This is a genomic window from Mycolicibacter sp. MU0102 (genome assembly GCF_963378105.1).
GTDB lineage: Bacteria > Actinomycetota > Actinomycetes > Mycobacteriales > Mycobacteriaceae > Mycobacterium > Mycobacterium holstebronense.
Map to the genome: position 1 here is coordinate 1955043 of NZ_OY726398.1, position 26436 is coordinate 1981478.

The 26436-nt window shown below is 67.9% G+C and carries 25 protein-coding genes; 13 read left to right on the forward strand and 12 right to left on the reverse strand.

Annotated elements, in window-relative coordinates; translation table 11 throughout:
• Window positions 1-40 precede the first annotated feature (40 nt).
• The 5 genes from metH to RCP37_RS09115 all read left to right on the forward strand — a co-directional run bounded on the left by metH (window position 41) and on the right by RCP37_RS09115 (window position 6187).
• A complete protein-coding gene (gene metH, locus RCP37_RS09095) occupies window positions 41-3766 on the forward strand; it encodes a methionine synthase (RefSeq protein WP_308486546.1) in 3726 nt (1241 codons plus the stop codon).
• 15 nt (window positions 3767-3781) lie between these two features.
• Complete coding sequence (locus RCP37_RS09100) at window positions 3782-4483, forward strand: HAD family hydrolase (protein WP_308487007.1); 702 nt, start codon at window positions 3782-3784, stop codon at window positions 4481-4483.
• A 6-nt stretch (window positions 4484-4489) separates the two neighbouring features.
• Window positions 4490-4771 carry a phosphoribosyl-ATP diphosphatase gene (locus RCP37_RS09105; RefSeq protein WP_046284100.1) on the forward strand — a complete coding sequence of 94 codons (282 nt, stop codon included), beginning with the start codon at window positions 4490-4492 and terminating at the stop codon, window positions 4769-4771.
• Between the two features lie 2 nt (window positions 4772-4773).
• A complete protein-coding gene (gene hisG, locus RCP37_RS09110; RefSeq protein ID WP_308486547.1) occupies window positions 4774-5634 on the forward strand; it encodes an ATP phosphoribosyltransferase in 861 nt (286 codons plus the stop codon).
• A gap of 70 nt (window positions 5635-5704) precedes the next feature.
• Window positions 5705-6187, forward strand: a complete 483-nt coding sequence (locus tag RCP37_RS09115) for a DUF4126 family protein (RefSeq protein ID WP_308487008.1) — start codon at window positions 5705-5707, stop codon at window positions 6185-6187.
• 6 nt (window positions 6188-6193) lie between these two features.
• Here RCP37_RS09115 and RCP37_RS09120 read toward each other — a convergent pair whose 3' ends face one another.
• Window positions 6194-6973, reverse strand: coding sequence for a thioesterase family protein (locus RCP37_RS09120; protein WP_308486548.1), 780 nt, complete (start codon window positions 6971-6973; stop codon window positions 6194-6196).
• Window positions 6970-7782 (reverse strand): RecB family exonuclease, encoded by an 813-nt coding sequence (locus RCP37_RS09125; protein ID WP_308486549.1) that lies wholly within the window; start codon window positions 7780-7782, stop codon window positions 6970-6972. The genes RCP37_RS09120 and RCP37_RS09125 overlap by 4 nt, the downstream gene beginning before the upstream one ends.
• A 65-nt stretch (window positions 7783-7847) precedes the next feature.
• On the opposite strand from RCP37_RS09125, the gene RCP37_RS09130 reads away from it, so the two are divergent.
• On the forward strand, window positions 7848-8684 hold the full coding sequence (locus RCP37_RS09130) for a tRNA (adenine-N1)-methyltransferase (RefSeq protein ID WP_308486550.1): 837 nt from the start codon (window positions 7848-7850) through the stop codon (window positions 8682-8684).
• A 20-nt stretch (window positions 8685-8704) separates the two neighbouring features.
• Here RCP37_RS09130 and RCP37_RS09135 read toward each other — a convergent pair whose 3' ends face one another.
• Genes RCP37_RS09135 through RCP37_RS09145 form a run of 3 tightly spaced genes read right to left on the reverse strand, consistent with a single transcriptional unit; the run spans window position 8705 to window position 10040 of the window.
• A complete protein-coding gene (locus RCP37_RS09135; protein ID WP_308486551.1) occupies window positions 8705-8998 on the reverse strand; it encodes a DUF503 domain-containing protein in 294 nt (97 codons plus the stop codon).
• Window positions 8999-9000: 2 nt separating this feature from the next.
• On the reverse strand, window positions 9001-9534 hold the full coding sequence (lppK, locus tag RCP37_RS09140) for a lipoprotein LppK (protein WP_308486552.1): 534 nt from the start codon (window positions 9532-9534) through the stop codon (window positions 9001-9003).
• An 11-nt stretch (window positions 9535-9545) separates the two neighbouring features.
• Window positions 9546-10040 (reverse strand): MTB12 family secreted protein, encoded by a 495-nt coding sequence (locus RCP37_RS09145; RefSeq protein ID WP_373693136.1) that lies wholly within the window; start codon window positions 10038-10040, stop codon window positions 9546-9548.
• Window positions 10041-10205: 165 nt separating this feature from the next.
• Here RCP37_RS09145 and arc point away from each other — a divergent pair, with 165 nt between their 5' ends.
• Window positions 10206-12029 carry a proteasome ATPase gene (gene arc / locus RCP37_RS09150; protein WP_308487010.1) on the forward strand — a complete coding sequence of 608 codons (1824 nt, stop codon included), beginning with the start codon at window positions 10206-10208 and terminating at the stop codon, window positions 12027-12029.
• A gap of 2 nt (window positions 12030-12031) precedes the next feature.
• Here arc and RCP37_RS09155 read toward each other — a convergent pair whose 3' ends face one another.
• Window positions 12032-12682 (reverse strand): hypothetical protein, encoded by a 651-nt coding sequence (locus RCP37_RS09155; protein ID WP_308486553.1) that lies wholly within the window; start codon window positions 12680-12682, stop codon window positions 12032-12034.
• A gap of 121 nt (window positions 12683-12803) precedes the next feature.
• On the opposite strand from RCP37_RS09155, the gene dop reads away from it, so the two are divergent.
• The 5 genes from dop (at window position 12804) to RCP37_RS09180 (ending at window position 16891) form a co-directional block, all read left to right on the forward strand.
• Window positions 12804-14312 carry a depupylase/deamidase Dop gene (gene dop / locus RCP37_RS09160; protein WP_308486554.1) on the forward strand — a complete coding sequence of 503 codons (1509 nt, stop codon included), beginning with the start codon at window positions 12804-12806 and terminating at the stop codon, window positions 14310-14312.
• A gap of 83 nt (window positions 14313-14395) precedes the next feature.
• A complete protein-coding gene (locus tag RCP37_RS09165; RefSeq protein ID WP_024441366.1) occupies window positions 14396-14590 on the forward strand; it encodes a ubiquitin-like protein Pup in 195 nt (64 codons plus the stop codon).
• Window positions 14587-15474: a proteasome subunit beta gene (prcB, locus tag RCP37_RS09170; RefSeq protein WP_308486555.1), complete on the forward strand. Its 888-nt coding sequence runs from the start codon at window positions 14587-14589 to the stop codon at window positions 15472-15474. Before RCP37_RS09165 ends, prcB begins: the two co-directional genes overlap by 4 nt.
• Window positions 15471-16217 (forward strand): proteasome subunit alpha, encoded by a 747-nt coding sequence (gene prcA / locus RCP37_RS09175; protein WP_308486556.1) that lies wholly within the window; start codon window positions 15471-15473, stop codon window positions 16215-16217. The genes prcB and prcA overlap by 4 nt, the downstream gene beginning before the upstream one ends.
• 8 nt (window positions 16218-16225) lie before the next feature.
• A complete protein-coding gene (locus tag RCP37_RS09180) occupies window positions 16226-16891 on the forward strand; it encodes a GntR family transcriptional regulator (RefSeq protein ID WP_308486557.1) in 666 nt (221 codons plus the stop codon).
• 63 nt (window positions 16892-16954) lie between these two features.
• Here the strand turns inward: RCP37_RS09180 and RCP37_RS09185 are convergent, their stop codons facing one another.
• On the reverse strand, window positions 16955-19450 hold the full coding sequence (locus tag RCP37_RS09185) for a PGRS repeat-containing protein (RefSeq protein ID WP_308486558.1): 2496 nt from the start codon (window positions 19448-19450) through the stop codon (window positions 16955-16957).
• A 49-nt stretch (window positions 19451-19499) separates the two neighbouring features.
• A complete protein-coding gene (gjpA, locus tag RCP37_RS09190) occupies window positions 19500-20576 on the reverse strand; it encodes an outer membrane porin GjpA (RefSeq protein ID WP_308486559.1) in 1077 nt (358 codons plus the stop codon).
• Window positions 20577-21023: 447 nt separating this feature from the next.
• On the opposite strand from gjpA, the gene RCP37_RS09195 reads away from it, so the two are divergent.
• The gene (locus RCP37_RS09195; protein WP_308486560.1) at window positions 21024-23330 is read left to right on the forward strand and encodes a PEP/pyruvate-binding domain-containing protein; all 2307 of its coding nucleotides are present in this window, start codon (window positions 21024-21026) and stop codon (window positions 23328-23330) included.
• Here the strand turns inward: RCP37_RS09195 and RCP37_RS09200 are convergent.
• From RCP37_RS09200 to RCP37_RS09215, 4 genes are all read right to left on the reverse strand, one after another.
• Entirely contained in the window at window positions 23305-23535 is a 231-nt protein-coding gene (locus tag RCP37_RS09200) for a DUF167 domain-containing protein (RefSeq protein WP_047321363.1), read from the reverse strand. The genes RCP37_RS09195 and RCP37_RS09200 overlap by 26 nt on opposite strands.
• 10 nt (window positions 23536-23545) lie before the next feature.
• Window positions 23546-24745, reverse strand: a complete 1200-nt coding sequence (locus RCP37_RS09205) for a lipid-transfer protein (protein ID WP_308486561.1) — start codon at window positions 24743-24745, stop codon at window positions 23546-23548.
• Window positions 24742-25185, reverse strand: coding sequence for a Zn-ribbon domain-containing OB-fold protein (locus tag RCP37_RS09210; protein ID WP_105295397.1), 444 nt, complete (start codon window positions 25183-25185; stop codon window positions 24742-24744). The genes RCP37_RS09205 and RCP37_RS09210 overlap by 4 nt, the downstream gene beginning before the upstream one ends.
• A gap of 68 nt (window positions 25186-25253) precedes the next feature.
• Window positions 25254-26396, reverse strand: coding sequence for an FAD-dependent monooxygenase (locus RCP37_RS09215; RefSeq protein ID WP_308486562.1), 1143 nt, complete (start codon window positions 26394-26396; stop codon window positions 25254-25256).
• Window positions 26397-26436: the final 40 nt, after the last annotated feature.

The following is a 26436-nucleotide window of genomic DNA, read 5'->3' on the forward strand; positions in this document are numbered from 1 at the left end:
GGCAGAGTTAAGGACGCCTTCCGCCACGGAAGGAGCCCGCGTGAGTGCTTTTGAGCCCAACATCCGCCCTGACTGCACCGACGAGCTGAAGGCTGCTTTGAGCCAGCGGATCGTGGTGATCGACGGCGCGATGGGCACGGCGATTCAGCGGGACCGTCCGGACGAGGCCGGTTATCGCGGCGACCGATTCACCGAGTGGCCGACCGCGCTGCAGGGCAACAACGACCTGCTCACCCTGACGCAACCGCAGATCATCGAGGGCATCCACCGCGAGTACCTCGAGGCGGGCGCCGACATCCTGGAGACCAACACGTTCAACGCGAACGCGGTCTCGCTGGCCGACTACGACATGGCGGACTTCAGCTATGAGTTGAACTACGCGGGTGCCGCCCTGGCCCGCAAGGCCGCCGACGCGTTCAGCACCGGCGACAAGCCCCGCTACGTCGCCGGTACGCTCGGGCCGACGACGCGGACGGCGTCGATCTCGCCGGACGTCAATGACCCCGGAGCCCGCAACGTCTCCTACGACCAGCTGGTCGCCGCCTACCTCGAAGCCGCCAACGGCCTGGTCGACGGTGGTTCGGACATCCTCCTGATCGAGACGATCTTCGACTCGCTGAACTCCAAGGCCGCGGTGTTCGCCGTCGAGACGCTGTTCGAGGACCGCGGACGCCGCTGGCCGGTCATCATCTCCGGCACCATCACCGATGCCTCCGGGCGCACCTTGTCGGGTCAGGTCACCGAGGCGTTCTGGAACTCCATCCGGCACGCGAAGCCCATCGCGGTGGGCCTCAACTGCGCCTTGGGCGCGCCGGAGATGCGGCCCTACATCGCCGAGATGGCGCGGATCGCTGACACCTACATCTCCTGCTACCCGAACGCCGGCCTGCCCAACGCATTCGGCGAGTACGACGAGTCGCCGGAAGCTCAGGCCTCCTACATCGCGGACTTCGCCGACGCCGGCCTGGTCAATATCGTCGGGGGTTGCTGTGGAACGGCGCCGCCGCACATCGCCGAGATCGCCAAGGTCGTCGAGGGCAAGCCGCCGCGCGAGCTGCCCACCATCGAGGTGGCCACCCGGCTGTCGGGTCTGGAACCGCTCAACATCACCGACGACTCCCTGTTCGTGAACATCGGTGAACGCACCAACATCACCGGTTCGGCCCGGTTCCGCAACCTGATCAAGGCCGAGGACTACGACACCGCGCTGTCGGTCGCGCTGCAACAGGTCGAGGTCGGTGCGCAGGTCATCGACATCAACATGGACGAAGGCATGATCGACGGCGTCGCCGCGATGGACCGGTTCACCAAACTGATTGCGTCCGAGCCCGACATCAGCCGCGTGCCGGTGATGATCGACTCGTCCAAGTGGGAGGTCATCGAGGCGGGCCTGAAGAACGTGCAGGGCAAGCCGATCGTCAACTCGATCTCCATGAAGGAGGGCGAGGAGAAGTTCATCCGCGAGGCCCGGCTATGCCGCAAGTACGGCGCCGCCGTGGTCGTGATGGCCTTCGACGAGCAGGGACAGGCCGACAATCTCGAGCGCCGCAAGGAGATCTGCGGGCGCGCTTATCGGGTCCTGACCGAGCAGGTCGGCTTCCCAGCCGAGGACATCATCTTCGACCCGAACTGCTTCGCGCTGGCGACCGGCATCGAGGAGCACGCCACCTACGGGATCGACTTCATCGAGGCCTGCGCCTGGATCAAGGAGAACCTCCCCGGGGTGCACATCTCCGGCGGCATCTCGAACGTGTCGTTCTCGTTCCGGGGCAACAACCCGGTCCGCGAGGCGATCCACGCGGTGTTCCTGTTCCATGCCATCAAGGCCGGCCTGGACATGGGCATCGTCAACGCCGGTGCGCTGGTGCCCTACGACTCGATCGACCTCGAGTTGCGCGAACGCATCGAGGACGTGGTGCTCAACCGGCGCCCCGATGCCGCCGAGCGGCTGCTGGAGATCGCCGAACGGTTCAACTCCTCCGAGAAGGCTGAAGATCCCGCGGCGGCCGAATGGCGCAGCCTTCCGGTTCGGGAGCGGATCACACACGCCCTGGTCAAGGGCATCGACGCCGACGTCGAGACCGACACCGAGGAGCTGCGGGCCGAGATCGCCGCCGCGGGCGGTCGCCCGATCGAGGTGATCGAGGGCCCGCTGATGGACGGCATGAACGTGGTCGGCGACCTCTTCGGCGCGGGCAAGATGTTCCTGCCCCAGGTGGTGAAGTCGGCCCGGGTGATGAAGAAGGCCGTGGCCTACCTGCTGCCGTATATCGAGGCCGAGAAGCAGCCCGGTGAAGCCGAGCACACCAACGGCACGATCGTGATGGCGACCGTGAAGGGCGACGTCCACGACATCGGCAAGAACATCGTCGGGGTCGTGTTGCAGTGCAACAACTACACCGTCGTCGACCTCGGTGTGATGGTGCCGGCCGAGAAGATCCTGGCTGCGGCCAAGGAATACAACGCCGACATCGTCGGCCTGTCCGGGCTGATCACCCCGTCGCTGGAGGAGATGTCCGGCTTCGCCGCCGAGATGGAGCGTGAAGGCCTCCAGATCCCGCTGCTGATCGGCGGCGCGACCACCTCGCGGGCCCACACGGCAGTGAAGATCGCGCCGCGTCGCAGCGGTCCGGTGGTCTGGGTCAAAGATGCCTCGCGTTCCGTTCCCGTCGCGGCCGCGCTGCTCGACGACAAGCAGCGGCCGGCCCTGCTGGAGTCGACCGCGGCCGACTACGCGTCCCTGCGGGAACGGCACGCTCAGAAGAACGAGCGGCCGATGGTGCCGCTGGAGAAGGCCCGCGCGAACCGGACGCCGATCGAGTGGGACGGCTACACGCCGCCGGTGCCCGCCGGCGGTCTCGGGGTGCGCGAGTTTCTTGACTACGACCTCGCCGAGTTGCGCGAGTTCATCGACTGGCAGCCGTTTTTCAACGCCTGGGAGATGAAGGGGCGCTTCCCCGACATTCTCAACAATCCGGCTTCGGGCGAGGCTGCCCGAAAGCTGTACAACGACGCCCAGCAGATGCTCGACACCCTGATCGAGGAGAAGTGGCTGACGGCCAACGCCGTGATCGGCTTTTTCCCCGCGAACGCGGTCGGCGACGACGTCGAGGTCTACACCGACGAGACCCGCACCGAAGTGCTGACCACGTTCCACAACCTGCGCCAGCAGGGTGAGCACCGGGCCGGCATCCCGAACCGGTCGCTGGGCGACTACATCGCCCCCAAAGAAACGGGTCTGGCGGACTACATCGGCGCCTTCGCCGTCACCGCGGGACTCGGCAGCGGCGAGAAGATCGCGGAGTTCAAGGCAGATCTCGACGACTACAGCGCGATCTTGCTGGAGTCGGTCGCCGACCGGCTGGCGGAGGCCTTCGCCGAACGGATGCACCAGCGGGTTCGCAAGGAGTTCTGGGGATTCCAGCCGGATGAGCAGTTGGACAACGACGCACTGATCGCCGAGAAGTACCAGGGAATCCGCCCCGCCCCGGGCTACCCGGCCTGCCCGGAGCACACCGAGAAGGCGACGATCTGGAAGTTGATGGACGTCCACGAGCGGACCCGCATCGAGCTGACCGAGTCGATGGCGATGTGGCCCGGTGCCGCCGTCAGCGGCTTGTACTTCTCGCACCCGCAGTCGCAGTACTTCGTGATCGGCCGGTTGGCCCAGGACCAGGTCGCCGACTACGCGAAGCGCAAGGGCTGGACCCTGGCCGAAGCCGAGCGCTGGCTCGCCTCCAACCTCGGCTACAACCCGGAGGACTGAGCTCAGTTGTCGGTGCTGCGCGCGGTACTGTGCGACATGGACGGCACCCTGGTCGATTCCGAGAAGTTGTGGGACGTCGCGATGGACGCGCTCTACGACCGCCTCGGGGGGGTGCTGACCCCGGAGGTTCGGGCCTCCACGGTCGGCGGGTGTGCCGAGGACACCATGCGGATCGTCTACGACGACCTGGGGCTGCCGCGCGATCCGGCGGCCATGGCGGCCTCGGCGCGCTGGCTGCACGACTACACCGGTGAGCTGTTCGACGCGGGTCTGCCCTGGTGCGACGGCGCCCGGGAGTTGCTCGACGAGCTGGCCGGTGCGGGGATGCCGACGGCCTTGGTGACCAACACCCCACGGATGCTGGCCGAGCGGGCGCTGGGCAGCATCGGCCGGCACTATTTCGCGGCCGTGGTCTGTGGTGACGAGGTGCCCGCGGGCAAACCGGCGCCCGATCCCTACCTGCGTGCCGCGCAGTTGCTGGAGCTGGATCCGCGCTGGTGCCTGGCCGTGGAGGACTCGCCGACGGGTGCCGCCGCGGCCGAGGCGGCCGGCTGCGCGGTGCTGGTCGTGCCCAATGCGCTACCGGTGCCGGCCGGTGCTCGGCGCCATCAGGTGGCCTCCCTGACCGGTCTCGGGTTGGCGGACCTGCACGAAATCTGCGCCCAGCTGGCCGACTCGCAAGTGGCTGCCGTCGGAAACCGACGTGACCCGTCCTGATGCCGCATGAAACAATCGCTGCTCGTGAAGACCTTCGAGGAGCTGTTCGCCGAACTCGGTGAGCGTGCCGCGACCCGGCCGGCCGGCAGCGGCACCGTGGCGGCGCTGGACGCCGGTGTACACACGATCGGCAAGAAGATCCTGGAGGAGGCCGGCGAGGTGTGGCTGGCCGCCGAGCACCAATCCGATGAAGACCTGGCCGAAGAGATCAGCCAGTTGATGTATTGGACCCAGGTGCTGATGATCTCGCGCGGGCTGACGCTGTCCGACGTCTACGGAAAGCTGTGAGCATGTTGCGTGTTGCGGTCCCCAACAAGGGGGCGCTCAGTGAAGCTGCCGCGGCAATGCTGTCCGAGGCCGGCTATCGCAGCCGCACCGACGCCAAGGATCTGACCGTCATCGACCCGGCCAACAAGGTCGAGTTCTTCTTCCTGCGGCCCAAGGACATCGCCATCTACGTCGGGTCCGGCGAACTCGACTTCGGGATCACCGGACGGGATCTGGCGGCCGAGTCCGGGGCACCGGTGGCCGAGCGGCTGGCACTGGGCTTCGGCTCCTCGCGATTCCGTTACGCCGCCCCGGCCGGGCGGGACTGGGTCGCCGCGGACCTGGCCGGCAAGCGCATCGCCACCGCCTATCCGAACCTGGTCCGCAAGGATCTGGCCGGCAAGGGCATCGAGGCCACCGTCATCCGGCTCGACGGGGCGGTGGAGATCTCGATCCAGCTGGGAGTGGCCGACGCGATCGCCGACGTGGTGGGCTCCGGGCGCACCCTTCGCCAGCACGGTCTGGCGGCTTTCGGTGAGTCGCTGTGCGATTCCGAAGCGGTGTTGATCGAGGGCGCGCACGCCAACGGCCGCAGCGCCGAGACCGCTGCCGCCCGTGACCAACTGGCCGCCCGGGTGCAGGGCGTGGTGTTCGGTCAGCAGTACCTGATGCTCGACTACGACTGTCCGCGCGGGGTGCTCGAGCAGGCTGTCGCGATCACCCCGGGCCTGGAGTCGCCGACCATCGCGCCATTGGCCGACCCGGACTGGGCGGCGGTGCGCGCACTGGTGCCGCGACGCGAGGTCAACGCGATCATGGACGAGTTGGCCGCGATCGGAGCCAAGGCCATCCTCGCTTCGGACATCAGATTCTGCCGATTTTGATCAGTCCCGGTAGCTGAGCCTTTGCCGTGTTAGCGTCCGGTGGTTGGCTCGACTGGCCCGGGAGGTAGTGGTGACCCATTTCATCGTGCTGGTGCTCGCGCTGTTCATCGGTGCCGTAGCCGGGCTGCGCGCGTTTACCGCGCCGGCCGTGATGGCCTGGGCCGCCGTCCTGCAGTGGATCAACTTGAACGGGACCTGGGTCGAGTGGCTGACCCATCCGGCGACCGTCACCATCTTGACGTTGCTGGCGATCGGTGAATTCGTCACAGACCAATTGCCGAGCACGCCGGCGCGCACCGTGCCCATGCAGTTCGGCGCGCGGATCGTGTTGGGCGGGTTCGCCGGTGCGGTGCTCGGCACGGCCTGGAACTACACCTGGACGGCACTCGGCGCGGGCATCATCGGTGCGGTGATCGGCACCCTGGTCGGTTTCCGGGTGCGGCAGCGCCTGGTCGCCGCCAACGGCGGCCACGATCTGCCGATCGCGTTGGTGGAGGACACCATCGCGGTGCTGGGTGGCCTGGCGATCGCCGCGCTGACCGCGGTGGTCTGAACCTTCTCAGCGTCGCTGCACCAGCAGCGCCTGCGCCGATGTCCCGAAGAATCCGTCGTGGTCGAATAACTCGGCGGTGGTGACGCCCACCCCGTCGGATCCGATGGAGGCGCGGGCGCGTAACCCGAAATCCGCTCCGGTCGGCAGCCGGTGCAGGTGCACGACGGTGTCGGTGTTCATGAACATGTACTCGCCCACGTCCAGGGCGGCGCCGACGCCGTTCGCGGAGTCGACCACCATGGCCAGTCGCTGCAGGGCGGTGGTCGGTTCACTGTCCACCAGGTGCACCAGCGGGCTCAACCAAGCGACCGCGGTGCCGTCTGGCGCATTGGGCTGGACCCGCCAGCGCACCGAATGGGCGTAACCGCTGGCCTGGGCGAACCACTCCGGCGGCGGTAGCGACGGCCCGCTGATCAGTGGCGCGTGCCGGTCGGAGGACACCGCGGTGGTGTCGGAGGTGGCCAGCGCCCAAGCGCTCAGCCGCGCCACCGGCCGGTCGTCGTCGCAGGTGAACATCTCGGCCTCCAGCAGAGCGATCCGCCGGCCGGGCCGCTGCACCCGGGCCGAAACCCGCACCGGGGCCACCGGTATCGCCCCCAGGATGTCCAGGCTCAAGCGGGCGATCCGCTGACCCGATCCGTCGAGCAGCTGCTCGATCTCGCGGGTCAGCAGCGCCAGGGGTGGAGACCCGTGCTGCAGCTGGCCCCAGTTGCTGCGGGTCAGATCAGTGGACTCATAGACGGGGCCGCCGGAACCATCCGCGCGCCGGTAGTAGCTGCCGGTCATGCCGCACTGTCGGCCGGCCAGCCGGGGTAGGGCGGCGGGGTCCCGCCGAACGCCGGACACAGCGCGCGGTGCGCGCACCAGTCACACAGGCGTGACCGCTGTGGACGGAAATCGCCTGTGGCGCCGGCGGTTTGGATGGCCTGCCAGATCGCGATCAATGTCTTCTCGAAACGCAGCAACTCGGCGTGCTCGGGGGAGTAGTCCAGCAGCTGCCCGTCGGCCAGATAGATCAGCCGCAACCGTGCGGGCATCACGCCGCGCGACCGCAGCAGGGCCACCGCATAGAACTTCATCTGGAACAGTGCCTTGGACTCGGCGGCCTCGGACAGCCGCCCGGTGGCCGACGGTGCCCGGCCGGTCTTGTAGTCGACCACCCGCAACTCTCCGGTCGCGGCGACGTCGATGCGGTCGACGAAACCGCGCAGCAGGGTGCCGTCGGCCAGCTCGACCTCGACCCGCTGCTCACAGCTCTGCGGGTCGAACCGGCGGGGATCCTCCAGCCGGTAGTAACCGGCCAGCAGCTTGCGTGCCTCGGCCATCAGCCGCTCGGTGTCCAGCCCCGAGCCCACGTCCGGGGAGGTGCTGATCAGGTGCTCCCAGGCCGGGACCACCAACTCCCGGGCGGTCTCGGGGTCACGTTGGGGTGCGGGCAGCGCGTAGAGCCGCTCCAGTGCGCCGTGGACCACCGAGCCGCGCAGTTGCGCTGCCGACGGTGGTTCCGGGAGCCGGTCAATGGCCCGGAATCGGTACAGCAGCGGGCACTGTTTGAAGTCGGCCGCCCGCGACGGAGATAACGCAGGCTTGCTCATACTTGCGAACCCTACGGGCATGCACCGACAACCCCGCTCGCACACGCTGCGTAGGGTGGACGCCTGTGTCCGAATCCGGGATTTTTCAGGCGGGCGATCGGGCCCAGTTCACCGACGCCAAGGGCCGCCGCTACACCACGGTGCTGGTCCCCGGCGGTGACTTCCACACCCACCGCGGGGCCATTCCGCACGACGCGGTGATCGGGCTGCCCGACGGCAGCGTGGTCAAGGCCGCCAACGGCGACCCCTTCCTGGTGCTGCGGCCGCTGCTGGTCGACTACGTGATGTCGATGCCGCGCGGTGCCCAGGTGATCTATCCCAAGGACTCGGCGCAGATCATCCACGAGGGCGACATCTTCCCCGGGGCGCGGGTGCTCGAGGCCGGCGCCGGCTCGGGAGCCCTGACACTGTCGCTGCTGCGGGCGGTCGGGCCCGAAGGCAAGGTGATCTCCTACGAGCTGCGCGACGACCACGCCGTGCACGCCCGCGCCAACGTCGAGACCTTCCTCGGGGAACAGCCCGACAACTGGCAGTTGGTGATGGGTGATGTGGCCGACTGCGACCTGCCCGACGGGTCGATCGATCGGGTGGTGCTGGACATGCTGGCGCCCTGGGATGTGCTGGGCACCGTGTCGCGGGTCCTGGTGCCCGGCGGCGTGCTGGTGATCTACGTCGCCACCGTCACCCAGTTGTCTCAGGTGAACGAGGCGCTGCGCGAGCAGCAGTGCTGGACCGAGCCGCGGTCCTGGGAGACCATGCAGCGCGGCTGGAACGTCGTCGGCTTGGCGGTGCGGCCCCAGCACGCGATGCGCGGCCACACCGCATTCCTGGTCTGCGCTCGCCGGTTGGCGCCGGACACCGTCACCCCGGCCCGGCTGGGGAAAAAACGGGGACGGCCGTAGTCGGTCGAGTGCGAGCCGAATCAGTCATCACTGCGGCTCAACCCCCGGCGCACCGACAGCAGCTCGATCTCTGGCCGGTCGGCCACCAGCCGCTCGGCCGCGTCCAGGATCTGCACCAGATGCCCGCGGTCACCCGATACCACCGACACCCCAATTCCACTGCGCCGGTGCAGATCCGGCGACCCCGTCTCAGCGGCAGACACATCGAACTTGCGGCGCAACTCCGCGACGATCGGTCGCACCACCGACCGCTTCTGCTTGAGCGAGTGCACGTCACCGAGCAGCAGATCGAATTCGAGCCAGCCGATCCACATCGTTAGGGCGTCGGTCGCGCCGGCTCTGTGCTGCTGGTTTGCGCGTTGCCGAAAGCGAGCAGGCTCTTGGCGGTGGCCTGCGACAGCTGCCAGTCGCCGTGATTGGGGCTGAACTCCATCGGGAAAAAGAACGTGCCGGTGGCGGGGTTGGCCGTGTTTACAGTGACGTCGGCGGTCACGTTGCCCGGGGAGCGGTCGGACCAGCCGAGCCCGGCGGCTTCGAGGCTCAGCGGCAGATAGCCGCCGTCTTTGAGTGCGGTGGCGAACTTGTCGATGGTTGCGGCGTCGGCGGGTTTGGCGCCCTCGATGAGTGCCAGCTTGTCTGCGCCGGGCACCTCGGGGTCCGAGAGCCGGTAGAGCACATCGGTCAACGCCTCGGGTGCCGGCAAAGCCGACGACGGCGCCTGGACAGGCACCGTCGTCGACGTCACCGGAACCTCGGCCACCGGCTCGGCAGGCTGGTGGCCGCTACAGCCCGACAGCACCAGCGCTGCCGCCGCGAGCGCGGCGGCAACGGTGATGCGATGCCGGTACATCAGATCTGCAATCAGTTCGACGTCAGCTGCGACAGCGACAACAGCGAGTTCCGGGAGAGCTTCCAGCCACCCTGGTCGACGAACGTGAGGTTCACCGTGTGCGGCTCCAGCTTCGGGCTCGACGCGGTGACGTCGGCGCTGGCCGATCCGGGGCCGGCGGGTACGACGTTGGCCACGCTGATCGACAGCGGGAGGGCGCCCTTCTTGAGCGCCTTCTGCAGCCGGTGGTCGATCGCACCGGTCTCGACCGGGCCCAGGCCGCCCTCGACGAGGTCGGACTTGCCGGCGGCGGGGACACCCGGGTCGGCCAGTGTGTTGAGCACGTTGGCCAGCTGCTCGGGGGCCGGTACGGCGGCGGCCGGGTCCAACGGCAGCGGGGCGAAGAACACCGTCATGGGTGCCTCGGCGGCGGCAGGCGCCGGCGTTGCCAGGTAGCTCACAGTTGAAACGGCCGCGCTGATGGCCGCAACGGCCGCCATCCCCGTGGCGAGGGATTTCACGTTCATTCGGATCCTTTCAAGGCCCTGTTGGTCACCCGATTTGAGAGCGAGGCTAGCAGCGGAGCCGGTGTGTCGGGCTGCCACAGAGCACGCGAATGCACAATGGCCGGTAGCGTTGAGGTATCCGTCGCTTCAACTTCCAGTTCGGGAAAGGAGCGCACCATGAGCAACATGGAAGATTCGCCGCGTCCTGAGACATTCGACGCGTCCGGGGGGCCGGGCACGCCCGGTGATGACTTCGCCGAGTTGGAAGAACTGCGCCGCGAAGCCGCGGTGTTGCGCGCACAGCTCGAGGACACTCCACAGGACACCGCGCGGGTAGGCCGCGACGTGCGCCAGCTCGAAGCGCATATTGACTCGCTGACCGCGCGAAACTCCAAGCTGATGGACACCCTCAAAGAGGCGCGTCAGCAGCTGTTGGCGTTGCGTGAGGAGGTCGATCGACTCGGTCAGCCGCCGAGCGGTTACGGCGTGCTGTTGGACAGTCACGAGGACGACACCGTTGACGTGTTCACCTCGGGTCGCCGGATGCGGTTGAACATCTCGCCCAACATCGACGTAGCAACCCTCAGGAAGGGCCAGACGGTCCGCCTCAACGAGGCGCTGACGGTCGTCGAGGCCGGCAATTTCGAGTCGGTCGGTGAAATATCCACGTTGCGCGAAATCCTGTCCGACGGGCACCGGGCGTTGGTTGTGGGCCACGCCGACGAGGAGCGCATCGTCTGGCTGGCCGAGCCGCTGGTCGCTGCGGATCTTCCCGACAGTCACCCGGACGCGCTCTCGGATGACCGGCGTCCCCGCAAGCTGCGCCCCGGCGACTCGCTGCTGGTCGACACCAAGGCCGGCTACGCCTTCGAGCGCATCCCCAAGGCCGAGGTCGAAGACCTGGTGCTCGAGGAGGTGCCCGATGTCAGTTACGGCGACATCGGTGGCCTGACCCGCCAGATCGAGCAGATCCGCGACGCCGTGGAACTGCCGTTCCTGCACAAGGACCTCTACCGCGAGTACGCGTTGCGTCCGCCCAAAGGTGTGCTGCTCTACGGTCCGCCCGGCTGCGGTAAGACGCTGATCGCCAAGGCCGTGGCCAACTCGCTGGCCAAGAAGATGGCCGAGGTGCGCGGCGACGACGCCCATGAGGCCAAGTCGTACTTCCTCAACATCAAGGGTCCTGAGCTGCTGAACAAGTTCGTCGGCGAGACCGAACGCCACATCCGGCTGATCTTCCAGCGGGCGCGTGAGAAGGCCTCCGAAGGCACCCCGGTGATCGTGTTCTTCGACGAGATGGACTCGATCTTCCGCACCCGTGGCACCGGTGTCTCCTCGGACGTGGAGACCACCGTCGTGCCTCAGCTGCTGAGCGAGATCGACGGCGTGGAGGGGCTGGAGAACGTCATCGTGATCGGCGCCTCCAACCGCGAGGACATGATCGACCCGGCGATCCTGCGGCCCGGCCGCCTGGACGTCAAGATCAAGATCGAGCGCCCGGATGCCGAAGCCGCGCAAGACATCTTCTCGAAGTACTTGGTCGAGACCCTGCCGGTGCATGCCGACGACCTCGCCGAGTTCGGCGGGGACCGCGCGGCCTGCATCAAGGCGATGATCGAGAAGGTCGTCGACCGGATGTACGCCGAGATCGACGACAACCGGTTCCTGGAGGTCACCTACGCCAACGGTGACAAGGAGGTCATGTACTTCAAGGACTTCAACTCCGGGGCGATGATCCAGAACGTGGTCGACCGGGCGAAGAAGAACGCCATCAAGTCGGTTCTGGAGACCGGCCAGCCGGGTCTGCGCATCCAGCACCTGCTGGACTCGATCGTCGATGAGTTCGCCGAGAACGAGGACCTGCCCAACACCACCAACCCCGACGACTGGGCGCGGATCTCGGGCAAGAAGGGCGAGCGGATCGTCTACATCCGCACCCTGGTCACCGGCAAGAGCTCCAGCGCCAGTCGTGCTATCGACACCGAGTCCAACCTGGGCCAGTACCTGTAGCGCTAGCTGCTGCGCAGCGAGTAGCTGTTGGTCAGGTCGTCCTGCAACACGCGGGCAACCTCGGTGGTGGTGTCCACCGTTAGCGCGGTGTCCAGCACCCGCGCTTGGTAGGTCCAACCGGGCGGCAGCTGGAGCCGGTCGGCGAGTCCGGCGAGGTCGGCTCGCGACAGGTTGGCATCGACGACCTGGCTCCAGGTCTGCATGACCCAACGTCGCCCGTCGGGGTCGATCAGCTCGTAGACCTGCTCGCCGGCATCGAAGATGAAGACCGCGTGGCGGCTCACCTCATTGACGGTGTAGGGCCCGGGGTTCATCGACGACAGCGCGACTTGCGCCTGCTTGATCATCTCGATGCCGCCGAAGGTCTTGGTCTCCCGCGGGCCCTGCGGCGCCTTTTCGATGGTGTTCATCAGCCAGTAGCGCGGCCCGTTGAGCAGAGCGGCGGCCGCGCCGTTCTCGCTCGCGATGGCCTGCGCGTCGAGCGCGGACCATAGCTGCGCGGGGCAGTCGTTGAGGCCGAAGGTGTTGTAGACGCTGGCCTGCGGACCCGATGCGCCGATCTCGACGAGCAGTACTTCGCCGTACCGCTTCCCGGACACGTCGGTCGTGCGTTGGCGAGCTTGCTCGGTGGACATTTCGGTGAAATTAGCCATTGACCTCGGTGAGGTCAACACCTCTGACGGTCGCGCTCATGGCCACCTCTGTGCTGGATGGTCGGGGTTCCTCTGCGGTCTCGTTCCTCGACCACCTCGTCACCCCTCTAGGCTGAACGTCATGCAGCGGATCATCGGAACCGAAGTCGAATACGGCATCGCTTCGCCATCAGATCCCACCGCCAACCCGATCCTCACCTCCACCCAGGCGGTGCTGGCCTACGCCGCCGCCGCGGGCATCCCGCGCGCCAAGCGCACTCGCTGGGACTACGAGGTGGAATCGCCGCTGCGCGACGCCCGCGGCTTCGACCTGAGCCGCTCGTCCGGCCCGCCGCCGATCATCGACGCCGACGAGGTCGGCGCGGCCAACATGATTCTCACCAACGGGGCACGGCTCTACGTCGATCACGCCCACCCCGAATACTCCGCGCCCGAGGTCACCGACCCGCTGGACGCGGTCATCTGGGACAAGGCCGGCGAGCGGGTGATGGAGGCGGCTGCGCGCTACGTGGCCAGCGTCCCGGGCGCGGCCAAGTTGCAGCTGTACAAGAACAACATCGACAACAAGGGCGCCTCCTACGGCACCCACGAGAACTACCTGATGAGCCGCCAGACGCCGTTCTCGGCGATCATCGCCGGTCTGACCCCGTTTCTGGTGTCCCGGCAGGTGGTCACCGGCTCAGGGCGCGTCGGGTTAGGCGCCGCGGGCGACGAGCCGGGCTTCCAGCTCTCGCAGCGCGCCGACTACATCGAGGTCGAAGTCGGCCTGGAGACCACGCTCAAGCGCGGCATCATCAACACCCGCGATGAGCCGCACGCCGACGCCGACAAGTACCGACGGCTGCACGTGATCATCGGTGACGCCAACCTTGCCGAGACGTCGACGTATCTGAAGGTCGGCACCACCGCGCTTGTGCTCGATCTGATCGAGGAGGGTGCCGAGCACGGGATCGACCTGAGCGACCTGGCGTTGGCCCGGCCGGTGCGCGCGGTGCACGTCATCAGCCGTGACCCGACCCTGCGGGCGACCGTTGCGCTGGCCGACGGTCGTGAGATGACCGGCCTTGCGCTGCAACGGATCTACCTCGACCGGGTCGCCAAGTTGGTGGAGGCCCGGGATCCGGATCCGCGGGCCACCGACGTCATCGAGACCTGGGCCCGGGTGCTCGACCAGCTGGAGCGTGACCCGATGGAGTGCGCCGACCTGTTGGACTGGCCGGCCAAGCTGCGGCTGTTGGAGGGCTTCCGGCAGCGGGAGAACCTGAGCTGGTCGGCGCCCCGGCTGCACCTGATCGACCTGCAGTACTCCGACGTGCGGCTGGACAAGGGTCTGTACAACCGACTGGTCGCCCGTGGCTCGATGCGCCGCTTGATCACCGAACAACAGGTGCTGGCCGCCGTCCACAACCCGCCGACCGACACCCGGGCCTACTTCCGCGGCGAGTGCCTGCGCCGGTTCGGGGCCGACATCGCCGCTGCGAGCTGGGACTCGGTCATCTTCGACCTCGGCGGGGACTCGCTGGTGCGGATTCCCACGCTGGAGCCGCTGCGCGGCAGCAAGGCGCACGTCGGAGCATTGCTGGACTCGGTGGACAGTGCCGCCGAACTGGTGCAACAACTCACCACCTAGACCCCGAGCAACATCGGCGCCGACCGGTAGGGTGGAGAAACCGGCCGCGGTCATGCGCGGCCGATGAGATTCAGGAGGCAGCAATGGCTCAGGAGCAGACCAAGCGCGGCGGGGGCGGCGGAGACGACGACGATCTCACCGGCAGCACTGCGGCGGGCCAGGAACGCCGAGAGAAGCTCACCGAGGACACCGACGACCTGCTCGACGAGATCGACGACGTACTGGAAGAGAACGCCGAGGACTTCGTGCGGGCATACGTCCAAAAGGGCGGCCAGTGACCTGGTTGTCGCGTGATCGTCTGCCCCTCAACTCAGCCACCCCAGGAATCGCGCTTACCGGCGTAGGTCTGTCGTCGTTCTCGGAATTCCTCCGATTGCAGGCACCGGAGCTGCTGCCGACCGGCGCGGGCGCCGCGCATTCCGGCGGGGTGGGTGAGCAACTACCGCACGGCACCACCATCGTCGCGCTGAAGTACCCCGGCGGGGTCCTCATCGCGGGTGACCGCCGTTCTACGCAGGGCAACATGATCGCGGGCCGCGACGTGCAGAAGGTGTATGTCACCGACGAGTACACCGCGACCGGCATCGCCGGCACCGCCGCGATCGCTGTTGAGTTCGCCCGGCTCTACGCCGTGGAGCTCGAGCATTACGAGAAGCTCGAAGGTGTGCCGCTGACGTTCGCCGGCAAGGTCAACCGGCTGTCGACCATGGTGCGCGGCAACTTGGGAGCCGCGATGCAGGGCCTGGTGGCGTTGCCCCTGTTGGCCGGTTACGACATCGACGCCGACGACCCGCAGACGGCCGGGCGCATCGTGTCGTTCGATGCCGCCGGCGGCTGGAACATCGAAAGCGAGGGCTACCAGGCAGTGGGCTCGGGCTCGCTGTTCGCCAAGTCGTCGATCAAGAAGCTCTACAACCGGATCAGCGACGCCGATTCCGCGCTGCGGGTCGCCATCGAGGCGCTCTACGACGCCGCCGATGACGACTCCGCCACCGGTGGTCCGGATCTCGTGCGGGGCATCTACCCGACCGCGGTCACCATCGACGCCGACGGCGCCGTCGACATCGCCGAGGAGCGGATCGCCGAACTGGCGCGGGTGGTGGTCGAGAGTCGTACCCGCGGTGGGGATTCGGGGCCGGAGACCAAGCGGGGTGAGAAATGAGCTTCCCGTACTTCATCTCGCCCGAGCAGGCGATGCGCGAGCGCAGCGAGCTCGCCCGTAAAGGCATTGCCCGCGGTCGCAGCGTGGTGGCGTTGGCCTACGCCGACGGCGTGTTGTTCGTCGCGGAAAATCCTTCGCGCTCACTGCAGAAGATCAGCGAACTCTATGACCGGGTGGGTTTCGCAGCTGCCGGCCGGATCAACGAGTTCGAGAACCTGCGCCGCGGCGGTATTCAGTTCGCCGACACCCGCGGCTACGCCTATGACCGGCGTGACGTCACCGCCCGCCAGCTGGCCAACGTCTACGCCCAGACGCTGGGCACCATCTTCACCGAACAGGCCAAGCCCTACGAGGTGGAGTTGTGTGTTGCCGGCGTCGCCTACCAGGGGCAGACGAAAGCGCCTGAGCTGTATCGGGTCACCTACGACGGGTCGATCACCGATGAGCCGCACTTCGTGGTGATGGGTGGCACCACCGAGCCGGTCACCAGTGCGCTCAAGGAGTCCTACACGGAGAACGCCGACCTGGACGAGGCCCTGCACATCGCGGTCAACGCGCTGCAGCAGACCGACACCGGCAACGGTGCCGAACCTCGCGAGCTGGGGCCGGGCACCTTGGAGGTGGCGATTCTGGATGCCAACCGGCCCAAGCGTGCGTTTCGGCGGATCACCCGTGCTGCGTTGGAAGGTCTTTTGCCGCAAAATGGTTCGTCGGGGGAGACGTCAGTCGAGGCTCCTGGCTAGGCCTTCCGATGCCCAAGAAATACGGGGTCAAAGAGAAGGACCTGGTCGTCAACCACATCGTCGACTTGGTGCTGGCGGGGGAGTTGCGCACCGGCGACCGGATCAACCGCGATGCGGTCGCAGGGGCTTTGGGGGTCAGTCGGCTACCGGTTCAGCAGGCGATTGACCAACTCGAGCACGACGGACTGCTGGCCAGTCGCTACCACCGCGGTGTTTTCGTCGAGCGATTCGACGAGGCGGCTGTCCTCGAACAGCACGAGTTGCACGGTGTGCTGAACGGCATCGCGTCGGCGCGTGCGGCCACCAACCCGACGCCGCGGGTGCTCGCCGAACTCGATGCGGCGTTGCGGACTTTGCGGGCCAGCAAGGAGCCCAAGGCGTTTCAAGAGGCGGCTTACACCTACCGGCGCATCATTGTCGAGGAGTACGCCGGTCCCCGGCTGCAGGCGGCGATCTTCGCGGCCCGCGTCTTCGCGCCACGCGGATTCTGGGGGAGCTATCCCCGGGGCAACGAGGAATTCGTGCACACCTACGAAGCCGAGACCGCGGCAATTCGAGGACAGGATCCCGAGGCAGCGCGAGCTGCGAACATGGAGCGGGCGGACTTGCGGGCGAAGGTAGTGATCGCCGAGTTGACCGCGCGAGGTGTGCTGAACGACGCGTCGGCCAACTGACGAACCGACGCTAATGTGCCCCAAAACTGGAGTTTTGGGGCACATTAGCGTCTTGTCGTCGGGCTAGCCGGGCTGGCCGCTGCCCCCTGCGGTACCGGCTTGTCCGGGCGGGGTGCCGGTGCCGCCGTCGCCCGCGGAGCCACCGGCACCGGCTGCGCCGCCTGCGCCCGTGGTCCCGTTGGTCCCGCCGGTGCTGGTGCCGCCTGCTCCACCGGCTGCGCCGTTGCCGCCGGTTCCGCCGTCGCCGCCGTTGCCGCCGGCCAGGGGATTGCCGCTCGAGTCGGTGCCGCCTGCCCCGCCGGTGTTGCCGGCGCCGCCGGTGCCACCGCCGCCGCCTGCGCCGCCGTTGCCGCCGTTGCCGGTGACTGCGCTACCTCCGGCGCCGCCCTTGCCGCCGTTACCGGCGTCGCCGCCGTCGCCGCCGTTGCCGCCGGCCGCGTGCGGGGGGTGGGTCGCGATCCCACCGAGGAAGCCCGTACCGCCGGTGCCGCCTGCGCCACCGTTGCCGCCGTTGACGGCGCCTTGGGCGCTACCGCCGGCGCCGCCGACACCGCCGTCCCCGCCGTCCCCGATGGTGCCGCCACCGCCCATGCCGCCCTTGCCGCCGTTACCGGCATGGCTGGCACCGGCGCCGTAGGGATTGCCGTTGGGCATGGCCACCCCGCCGCTGTTCCCGCCGGCGCCGCCGGCCCCGCCATTGCCAGCGGTACCACCAGCGCCGCCGGTGATGGGGATAGCAGCGGTTCCGCCGTTGCCGCCGCTGCCGCCGTTTCCGCCGCTTGCGGTGCCAGAGCCTCCTGCTCCGCCCGCACCACCATCTCCGGCTGCTATCCCACCGGAGGCACCGCCGCCGTTACCGCCGGCCCCGCCGTTGCCGCCGATGCTGACCACGCCGGGGCCGGTGGCGCCGCCACCGCCGTTGCCGCCGGCGCCGCCCTGGCCGGCGGCAGCGGTGGCGTTGCCGAGACCGCCGTTGCCGCCCTTGCCGCCGTTGCCGCCTTGGCTGTAGGTGGTGCCGTTGTGCTGCCAGCCGGTGCTGGTGCCACCGTCGCCGCCCTTGCCGCCGTTGCCGCCGTTGGTACTGGCGTTGCCGCCGGCTCCGCCGTTGCCGCCGGCGTAGGTGCCGGTGCCGCCGTTGCCGCCGTCGGAGCCGCCGCCGCTCCCGAAGGGCGAGCCGCCGTTGCCGCCGTTGCCGCCGATGGTTTGGACGGTGGCGTCGCCGGTGGCGCCGTTGCCGCCGTTTCCGCCGTTGCCGCTGGCGATTCCGCCGTAGGTGCGCCCGCCGGCGCCGCCGTTGCCGGCGGTACCGGCGGTGGCGTTCCCGCCATTGCCACCGTCACCGCCGTTACCGGCCAGGGCGAAGTTGGAGCGGCCGCCGTTGCCGCCGGTGCCGCCGTTGCCGCCGTTGAGGCCGGTTCCGCCGTTACCGCCGTCGCCGCCGCGACCGCCGTCGCCTACGAGGTTTACGTTGTTGCCGCCGCCATACCCGCCGGCTCCGCCGTGGCCGCCGTTGCCGAGGTAGTCGCCGTTGCCGTCCTGGTAGGCGTTGGCTCCGGTTCCGCCTTGTCCGCCGTCACCGCCGACCCCGATCTGTCCGGCGTTGCCGTACATCGGGCTGGTGTGGATGGTGGAGCCGCGCGCTCCGGCGAGGCCGCCGGCGCCGGACTGCGTTGACCCGGCTCCGGCGCCGCCGCTGCCGCCGTTGACGTGGTCGACGGTGCCGGTGGCGCCGTTGCCGCCGGCCCCGTTGTTGCCGCCGGCCCCGCCGTTGCCGCCGTTGCCGAACATGAAGCTGCTGCGGCCGCCGTTGCCGCCGTTGCCGCCGAGTCCGCCGTCGCCGCCATTGCCGTTTCCGCCGTTGGCCCAGGTGCCTGCTGCACCGTCGACACCCTTGCCACCAGCCCCGCCGTTGCCGCCGTTGCCGAAGAACCAGGCGGAGGCGTCGCCGGCGTTACCGCCATTCCCGCCAGCGGTGGCGGTATCCAGCGCTGCACCGCCGTTGCCGCCGTTGCCTCCGAGACCCATCCAGAGGCCGCCGGCTCCGCCATCACCACCGTTGGCACCCGCGCCGCCCGCGCCGCCGGTGCCGCCGTCGCCGATCCAGCCGGCGGCGTTGCCGCCGTTGCCGCCGTCGACCCCGGCTTCGGTGCTGGTCCAGCCGTCGCCGCCGTCACCGAACCACAGGCCGCCGTTGCCGCCGTCGGGGTTGGTTTCGGTGCCGTCGATGCCGTTGCCGATCAGGTATTGGCCGGCCATGGTGTTGATGGCGCCGTTGACCAGTTCACCGAAGTCACTGGTGATCCAGGCCTGCAGGCCGTCGTGGATGGGGTCGTAGAACCACTGGTCGATGGTGCTGGTCCAGTCGAAGGTGCCTACTTCGGCGGGGCCGGCTACGCCCCATGCTGAGGTGTCGAAAAGGTCAGCGATCCAATCGAATTCATCGGCCTGAGCGGGCGGGGTGATGGTCAGGGATGCCATGCCGAACGCCAGGAACGCGCCGACGGTGCTGGCGGCACCGACCGCTCGGGAGTGGCGGCGCGCAGTGGTGTGATGACTCATGGGTAGAGATACCTCTCTAATGGTTTGGGGGAAAAAGGTTTTGGAGGACTCAGAGTCCGAGGAGGTCGCCGAGCCAGCCGAAGGCATCAGTCGCGGCAGCGGCGCCACCGTCGTCGACCAGGGGCAGTTCGGCTCCGGCCAGTGGCGGGGTGACCACCACGTTGCCCTTGCCGTCCCAGCCTGAGCCGAGTAGGGCGCCGACGGTTTGCCCCCAGGCCTGCCAGGCCGCGATCGGGCCGATCCCGGCACTGTTGAGGTCGAGGTTGCCCATGACGGGGACGCCACTGAATTCGATGCCGACGCTTTGGAAGATCGATCCACCGACTGCGGGCACTGAGGCGGCGACGACGCCGCCGGGGCCGAGCACTTGGTAGGTCATCGCGTTGATGCCCGGGGACAGTAGTCCGCCGAAGGCGAAGTCGAGGTGGTCCATGTTCATGCCGGCCGGGAAGTAGCCGGAGGCGTTGATCATCGGCAGTAGTGCACCGAGGTCGAGGGTGGCGCCGTTGAAGAACGCGCCGCCCATGTTGATCAGGATGTCGAAGGGGTTGTCGCCGTCGGTGATGCCGTTGAGCAAGGCGATCCAGGGGCTGATCATCGGCCCGATCGAACCCATCAACACCGCGCTGGCCGGCGACCCCAGGTAGTCGATGATCGGCATGATCGAGTCCGCATCCACATCCGGCGGGATGTAGCCGGCGACCTGGCCGAACATCAGCTGGTGGGTGTTGTCCATGGTGTGGTTCAAGATCGTGGTGCGGGTTTCGGCGGTCGCGTCCTGCAACGCCCAACCGGAGATCACCGCGTTCAGATGCAGCTGGATCTGCTCGGTCACCGAGTTGATGGAGCCGGAGCGGTCGTTGAGCAACTGGTCGGCGTAGTCCATCTGGTTGGCCCAGAACTGCTGCATTCCCACACCCGGGGCCAGATACCAGTTGTTCAACATGGTGGTGACGTTGGCCGAGGCGGCGTTGATGACGTCTTGGAACGCCCCGGTCAAGGCCACCGCAGGTGCCTGAACAGCGGACATGGTGGACAACGGCGCGGCCACCGGTGTCACCGCGACAAGACTGGCCCCGACCAGGGCCACACCTGCGGTGGCGTAGGGACGAAGAGTGGCGTGCAAGAGAACTCCTCCAGGTATGTGACGCACAGCACGAGATGGAACGCGCCGAGCGTAACTGAGAGCAGCATGATTTGTATACAAAAAACCAGAACGTGTTTCAGTCAGAACCTCTGAGGGTGGGCGAGCGTGACGCCGAAAATGGCTCTGCGGCGCCGCCAGATATCAAATAACGGCAGTTAAAGGCACACTAACTGGTTCGGATTTCGATGCGACGCGGATCTATAACGCGCTCCGTCACATATGAATGCAAGTTGTAACAAGTCGTCGAAATCGGGCGCTAAGGGCACCCGTATGGCCGCTCCTGCGGCGCACCGTCTCAGGCATTGGACGGGTTTCTACGAAGCCGGACCGTGCCCGGACGGCGGGCGCGAAGACTACCGAGATCGTGGCGCGACGGATAGATTTGTCGGTCATGGCGCCCGTGGATCGCAACCGCAATCCGGGTGCATGAGCGCGACGTTCGTCAAACCGCTGAGTGATATCCGCGCGACCGATGTCGCGTTCAGCGGCGGCAAAGGCGCCAACCTGGGAGAGTTGCTGGCTGTTGGATTGCCCGTACCCGACGGATTCGTCATCGGCGTCTCGGCGCACGTGGACCTCTCGGGAGAGCTGCGCGATGCGATCGTCGCGAACTACCACGCACTCGGTGACGACACCGCCGTAGCGGTGCGATCCTCGGCCGTGGCCGAGGACGGGGTCGATGCTTCTCACGCGGGAATCTACGAGACCGTTCTCAACGTTCGGGGAATCACGCAATTGCTTGCCGCTGTTGACTATTGCTGGGAGTCGGCGTCGTCTGCACGGGCCCGCCGATACCGCGACGCGCGGGGGCTGGAATCCACGGTGGGAATGGCCGTCGTCGTCCAGCGCCAAATCGTCCCCACCTGCGGTGGCGTCGCCTTCACTGCGGACCCGCTCAGCGGCGATAGGGATCGGGTGGTCATCGAGCTTGCCCGAGGGCATGGCGAGAGCGTCGTCGACGGGTCGGTGACGCCCGAAAGCATTGTCGTGGACAAGATCAGCCTGAATCGGGCCGATTCTGAGGCACGTCTGGCGTTGTCCGACAAGAAGATTCGTAACCTCGTCGACTGCGCGATCCGGATCGAGCAGTGGTACGGCAGGCCGCAGGACATCGAGTGGGTCGTCGATGAGCACGGTCAGATCTGGATTCTGCAGACCCGCCCGATAACCACCGGCGAAGCGTTGCAGGCGAGGGCCAAGGCGGCACAGTTCTATGACCCGCCGCGAGCAACCGAAAGTCGTTGGACCCGAGTCAACATCGCCGAAGCCGTACCTGGCGTGCCGACGCCGCTTTCCTGGTCGATGTGGAGGACCGGGCTCACCGAGGCGCAACGGCAAACGCAAATCCAACTCGGCGTCGTGTCAAAGCGCGAGAGTCGGCAGGGACCGCTTCTGACCCTCGCGCAGGGCTGGCCGGTGCTGTCGGTCGACCTGTTGTTGAGCCAAGTAGCTCGGGTCCCCGGCGTGGATCCGAGCGCGTTCAGTCAGCAGCTTCTCGGCGAAGCGGAACACATCGACATGGCACCGAAACACGCGCGCGCCGTGACGGCATGCCGGATGGCCTTCCGCGCACCGGTCACGCTTGCGCTGCTGAATCGGCGCCTGCGCGCTGTCAGCGCGACCTCGCGGCAAGCGTGGCAGCGAGATGCGTGGCGTCGTGCCGACGATCCCCTGGCACTGCTGGTCGGGGCCGCCACGCGCTTCGGGGAAACCTTGACCATTCACACCATGCAGACCTACCTGTGTCAAAGCCTGTATCAGGCGGTCGAGCGAGTGGCCGGGGACCTGGTGATCGAGCTGCTCTCCGGCGATGGTGACCTCCCTGAAGCGCACCTGGCCAGGGATCTTTGTCTGCTCTCCGGCGGCGCGATCTCGCTCGATCGCTTCCTGCGAGAGCACGGATTCCACGGGCCCGACGAGGGGGAGATCGGGTCCGCGTCGTGGCGGCAGAACCCGGAACCGGTTCTGCAGGCAGCGCGCACGTGGGCAGATGGCGGCAGTGTGCGTGATCCCGGTGCCGCTTTGGCTCGCCGGCGCGATGAACGAGTTCAGGCTGAATCAGAGCTGCGCGCACTGCTGCCGCGCGCGCGGCGCGGCGCTGTCACCCAGCTGATTGCCCTGGCGCGCCGAGCCTTGGTCGGCCGGGAGATCGGGAAGACGGCCTTCCTGCAAGATCTTGATGTTGCTCGTCATGCGGTGTCCTTCATCGACGCAGCTGCGGTCTGGCGCACGCTCGACGAACTCCGGGGGAGCGCTGTGCTTTCTTCAGCGGACGTCCTTGCCCGCCAACGGGTTCGGTCGCGGTTCGCCACGCAGGAGCCCCCGCTGTCATTTGTCTGCGATCCGAACTCGGCGCCGGTCGCTTCCGCCGTAGGGGAACCGCCGCTTATCACCGGTGCCGCTGCGAGCCCGGGCCGTGTCCGTGGACGGGCGCGGGTGGTGACCAATCCCAACGCGATCGTCGAACTCGGCGATGACGATGTGCTGATCGCACGGACCACCGACCCGTCATGGGTGGTGCGGTTCATGGCAGTGGCCGGGATGGCCATCGATGTGGGCGGCACGTTGTCACACGCCGCGATCATTGCGCGTGAACTCGGGATACCGTGCGTGATCGGCACAGGCAACGGCACCCAGGTCATCCCCGATGGGGCGTGGCTGGACCTCGACGGCTCGCAGGGGACCGTGAAGATCCTCGATGAGCCGCCTACCGATCGATCCGGAATCGCTTGACGCGCGCACCCGCGCCGGACGCCAGTTCGACCCGGCTGCGCGGCACGCCGAAATGCTCTGCCAGAACACGGATGACGGCGGCATTCGCTTTGCCATCCACGGCGGGCTCGCGCACGTAGACGGTCAGCTGTCCGTCGTCGTCGGTCTCGACCAGGGGGCCTTTGCGGCTGCCCGGTTTGACCTTGACGACGACGGTTTCGGTCATCGCGCAGGGGCTACCGGGCGACGATCACCGACGAGCCGTGCCCGAACAGGCCCTGGTTGGCCGTGACGCCCACCCTGGCGCCCTCGACCTGCCGGCCGGTGGCGGTCCCGCGTAGCTGCCAGGTCAGCTCGCACACCTGGGCGATGGCCTGCGCCGGGATCGCCTCGCCGAAGCAGGCAAGCCCACCGGAGGGGTTCACTGGCACCCGGCCACCGATGGTGGTGGCGCCGCTGCGCAGCAGCTGCTCGCCTTCACCCTTGGCGCACAGGCCCAGGTGCTCGTACCAGTCGATCTCCAGCGCGGTGGACAGGTCGTAGACCTCGGCCAGGCTGACGTCCTCGGGGCCGATCCCGGCCTCGGCGTAGGCCGCATCCAGAATCTGGTCCTTGAACACCCGCTCCGGGGCCGCCACCACGGCGGTGGAATCGGTTGCGATGTCCGGCAATTCGGGCAGGTGCTGCGGGTAGCGGGGGGTCACGGTGGACACCGCGCGCACCGACGGCACACCGTCGAGCGAACCCAGGTGCTTCTTGGCGAATTCCGCGCTGGCCACGATCAACGCGGCCGCACCGTCGGAGGTGGCGCAGATGTCGAGCTGGCGCAGCGGGTCGGAGACCACCGGGCTGGCCAGCACGTCGGCAACCGCGGATTCCTTGCGGTAGCGGGCATTCGGGTTGCTTAGGCCGTGCCGAGAGTTCTTCACCTTCACCTGCGCGAAGTCCTCGGAGGTGGCGCCGTAGAGGTCCATCCGGCGGCGCGCCAGCAGCGCGAAGTACACCGGGTTCATCGCGCCGATCAGGTGGAACCGCTGCCAGTCCGGGTCGTTCTTGCGCTCACCGCCGACCGGGGCGAAGGCGCCCTTGGGGGTGGTGTCGGCGCCGATCACCAGCGCCACGTCGCAGAAGCCGGCCAGGATCTGGGCCCGGGCGCTCTGCAGCGCCTGCGAACCAGAGGCGCAGGCGGCGTACGACGAAGACACCGGAACGCCGTTCCAGCCCAGCTTCTGGGCGAACGTCGAACCGGCGATGAAGCCCGGGTAGCCGTTGCGGATGGTGTCCGCGCCGGCGATGAACTGGATCTGCTGCGCGTTCAGGCCCGCGTCGGCCAGCGCGGCACGGGCGGCGACCACCCCGTACTCGGTGAAGTCGCGGCCCCACTTGCCCCACGGGTGCATGCCCGCACCCAGGATGTACAGCGGCTCGGGGCTCATGCGTCCACCTTCTTCCACGCGTAGACGGTGCGCGTCACGCCGTCGTCGTCGGTATAGAGCGGCATGGTGGTCAGCTCCATCTCCATGCCGACCTTCAAGTCCGCGGCCAGGGTGCCCTCGACGACCTTGCCCAGCACGATCAGGCCCTCGTCGGCCAGCTCCACCGCGGCGATCGCGAACGGCTCGAACGGGTCGCTCGGCGGGTAAGGAGACGGCGGGAGATACCGGTTCTCGGTGTAGCTCCAGATCTTGCCGCGCCGCGACAGCGCGACCGGTTCCAACACGTCGCCGTCGCAGGCGGGGTTGGGGCAGTTGTTCTCACGCGGTGGGAACACATAGGTGCCGCACTGCGGACACTTGGCGCCGGTCAGGTGGGGGAGGCCGGCGTCGTCGGTGGCGAACCACCCGTCGATGGCCGGCTGCGAGGCTACATCTGGCACTGGGTCAGCGTACCCAACCGGAACGGCGAAACTGAAACGTGTTCCAGTTGCCGGGACAAGGCGACAGTTCAGACCCGTGCCCGATCCGCTCCGGTATCGCGCCGGTAGGCGGCGGCCACCCGGGCCAGGTTGTCCGACCGCAGGATGGCGCCGCTGCGATGCATCGCCCGGTTGGCGGCCACCACCGCCGCGGTCGCGTCGCGGCGGTGCTCCTCATAGGCCCGCAGCCCGGTGTCGGGGTGCGCTGCCAGGCTGTCTGCCAGGGCACGCGCGTCCAAGATGGCCTGCGATCCGCCGTTGGCGCCCACCGGATACATCGGGTGTGCCGCATCGCCCAGCAGGGTTACCCGGCCACGGCCCCACCACGGCAGCGGATCGCGATCGACCATCGGGTATTCCAGCGGGTCGGCGGTGCGCCCCACCAGGTCGACGACGTCGAGCCAATCCACTCTCCAGCCGTCCAGGTAGGCCAACACCTGGTCGGCGTCGCACCGCTGGTTCCAGCGTGCGGTGCCCGGCAGCGGCCCGGGTGGGGCCTCGGGCACCAACAGCACCCAGTTGATCAGGCCGGAGCCGATCCGATAGATCACCAGCTCGGTGCCGTCGTCGGCCTTGACGATCGCCATGGTCTGCCCGTCCAGGTACGGCTCTCCCGGTGCCGCGCCGCGCCACATGCGCACCCCCGACCACCGCAGGTCGTCGCCGCGCGGGTGTAACTGCGCGCGCACCGCCGAATGAATCCCGTCGGCGCCCACCAAGAAAGCGCCCGCCAGCTCGTCGTCGCCCAACTGCACCCGCACCGCGTCGCCGTCGTCGACGAACCCGGTGACCCGCGATCCGGTCCGGACAGTGCCCGCCCCCAACCGCTCACGTACCGCGTCGAGCAACAACAGCTGCAGTTCCCCGCGGTGCACCGAATATTGCGGGTATTCGTAGCTGCCTTCGATTCCCCGCGGCTCACGGAACAGCTCCCGGCCGCGGCTATCGAAGTAGGCCAACGATGTTGGGGCGACCGCCAGCGCAGACAACTGCTCGCCCAGCCCCAGGGCGAACAACTCCCGGACGGCATGCGGCAGCAGATTGATGCCGACACCCAGCGGCCGCAGCTCCCGGGCGCCTTCGACGACGGTCGCGGGGATCCCGTGTGCGTGCAGGGTCAGTGCGGTGGTCAGTCCGCCGATGCCGGCTCCGGCGATCACAACGTCTGTCATGACTTCAGCGTCGTGGCCAGGAAACTATAAGTCCAATATC

Bases quoted from the DNA above. Each gene is read 5' to 3' on its own strand.
- lppK (WP_308486552.1), bottom strand. From the start codon at position 9,534: ATGTACCGGCATCGCATCACCGTTGCCGCCGCGCTCGCGGCGGCAGCG.
- RCP37_RS09155 (WP_308486553.1), bottom strand. From the start codon at position 12,682: ATGGCTAATTTCACCGAAATGTCCACCGAGCAAGCTCGCCAACGCACG.
- RCP37_RS09215 (WP_308486562.1), bottom strand. From the start codon at position 26,396: ATGACAGACGTTGTGATCGCCGGAGCCGGCATCGGCGGACTGACCACC.
- RCP37_RS09200 (WP_047321363.1), bottom strand. From the start codon at position 23,535: ATGACCGAAACCGTCGTCGTCAAGGTCAAACCGGGCAGCCGCAAAGGC.
- dop (WP_308486554.1), top strand. From the start codon at position 12,804: ATGCAGCGGATCATCGGAACCGAAGTCGAATACGGCATCGCTTCGCCA.
- RCP37_RS09185 (WP_308486558.1), bottom strand. From the start codon at position 19,450: ATGAGTCATCACACCACTGCGCGCCGCCACTCCCGAGCGGTCGGTGCC.
- RCP37_RS09125 (WP_308486549.1), bottom strand. From the start codon at position 7,782: ATGAGCAAGCCTGCGTTATCTCCGTCGCGGGCGGCCGACTTCAAACAG.
- RCP37_RS09195 (WP_308486560.1), top strand. From the start codon at position 21,024: ATGAGCGCGACGTTCGTCAAACCGCTGAGTGATATCCGCGCGACCGAT.
- hisG (WP_308486547.1), top strand. From the start codon at position 4,774: ATGTTGCGTGTTGCGGTCCCCAACAAGGGGGCGCTCAGTGAAGCTGCC.
- RCP37_RS09135 (WP_308486551.1), bottom strand. From the start codon at position 8,998: ATGTGGATCGGCTGGCTCGAATTCGATCTGCTGCTCGGTGACGTGCAC.
- RCP37_RS09120 (WP_308486548.1), bottom strand. From the start codon at position 6,973: ATGACCGGCAGCTACTACCGGCGCGCGGATGGTTCCGGCGGCCCCGTC.
- prcA (WP_308486556.1), top strand. From the start codon at position 15,471: ATGAGCTTCCCGTACTTCATCTCGCCCGAGCAGGCGATGCGCGAGCGC.
- arc (WP_308487010.1), top strand. From the start codon at position 10,206: ATGGAAGATTCGCCGCGTCCTGAGACATTCGACGCGTCCGGGGGGCCG.
- RCP37_RS09145 (WP_373693136.1), bottom strand. From the start codon at position 10,040: ATGAACGTGAAATCCCTCGCCACGGGGATGGCGGCCGTTGCGGCCATC.
- RCP37_RS09205 (WP_308486561.1), bottom strand. From the start codon at position 24,745: ATGAGCCCCGAGCCGCTGTACATCCTGGGTGCGGGCATGCACCCGTGG.
- RCP37_RS09180 (WP_308486557.1), top strand. From the start codon at position 16,226: ATGCCCAAGAAATACGGGGTCAAAGAGAAGGACCTGGTCGTCAACCAC.
- RCP37_RS09165 (WP_024441366.1), top strand. From the start codon at position 14,396: ATGGCTCAGGAGCAGACCAAGCGCGGCGGGGGCGGCGGAGACGACGAC.
- RCP37_RS09105 (WP_046284100.1), top strand. From the start codon at position 4,490: ATGAAACAATCGCTGCTCGTGAAGACCTTCGAGGAGCTGTTCGCCGAA.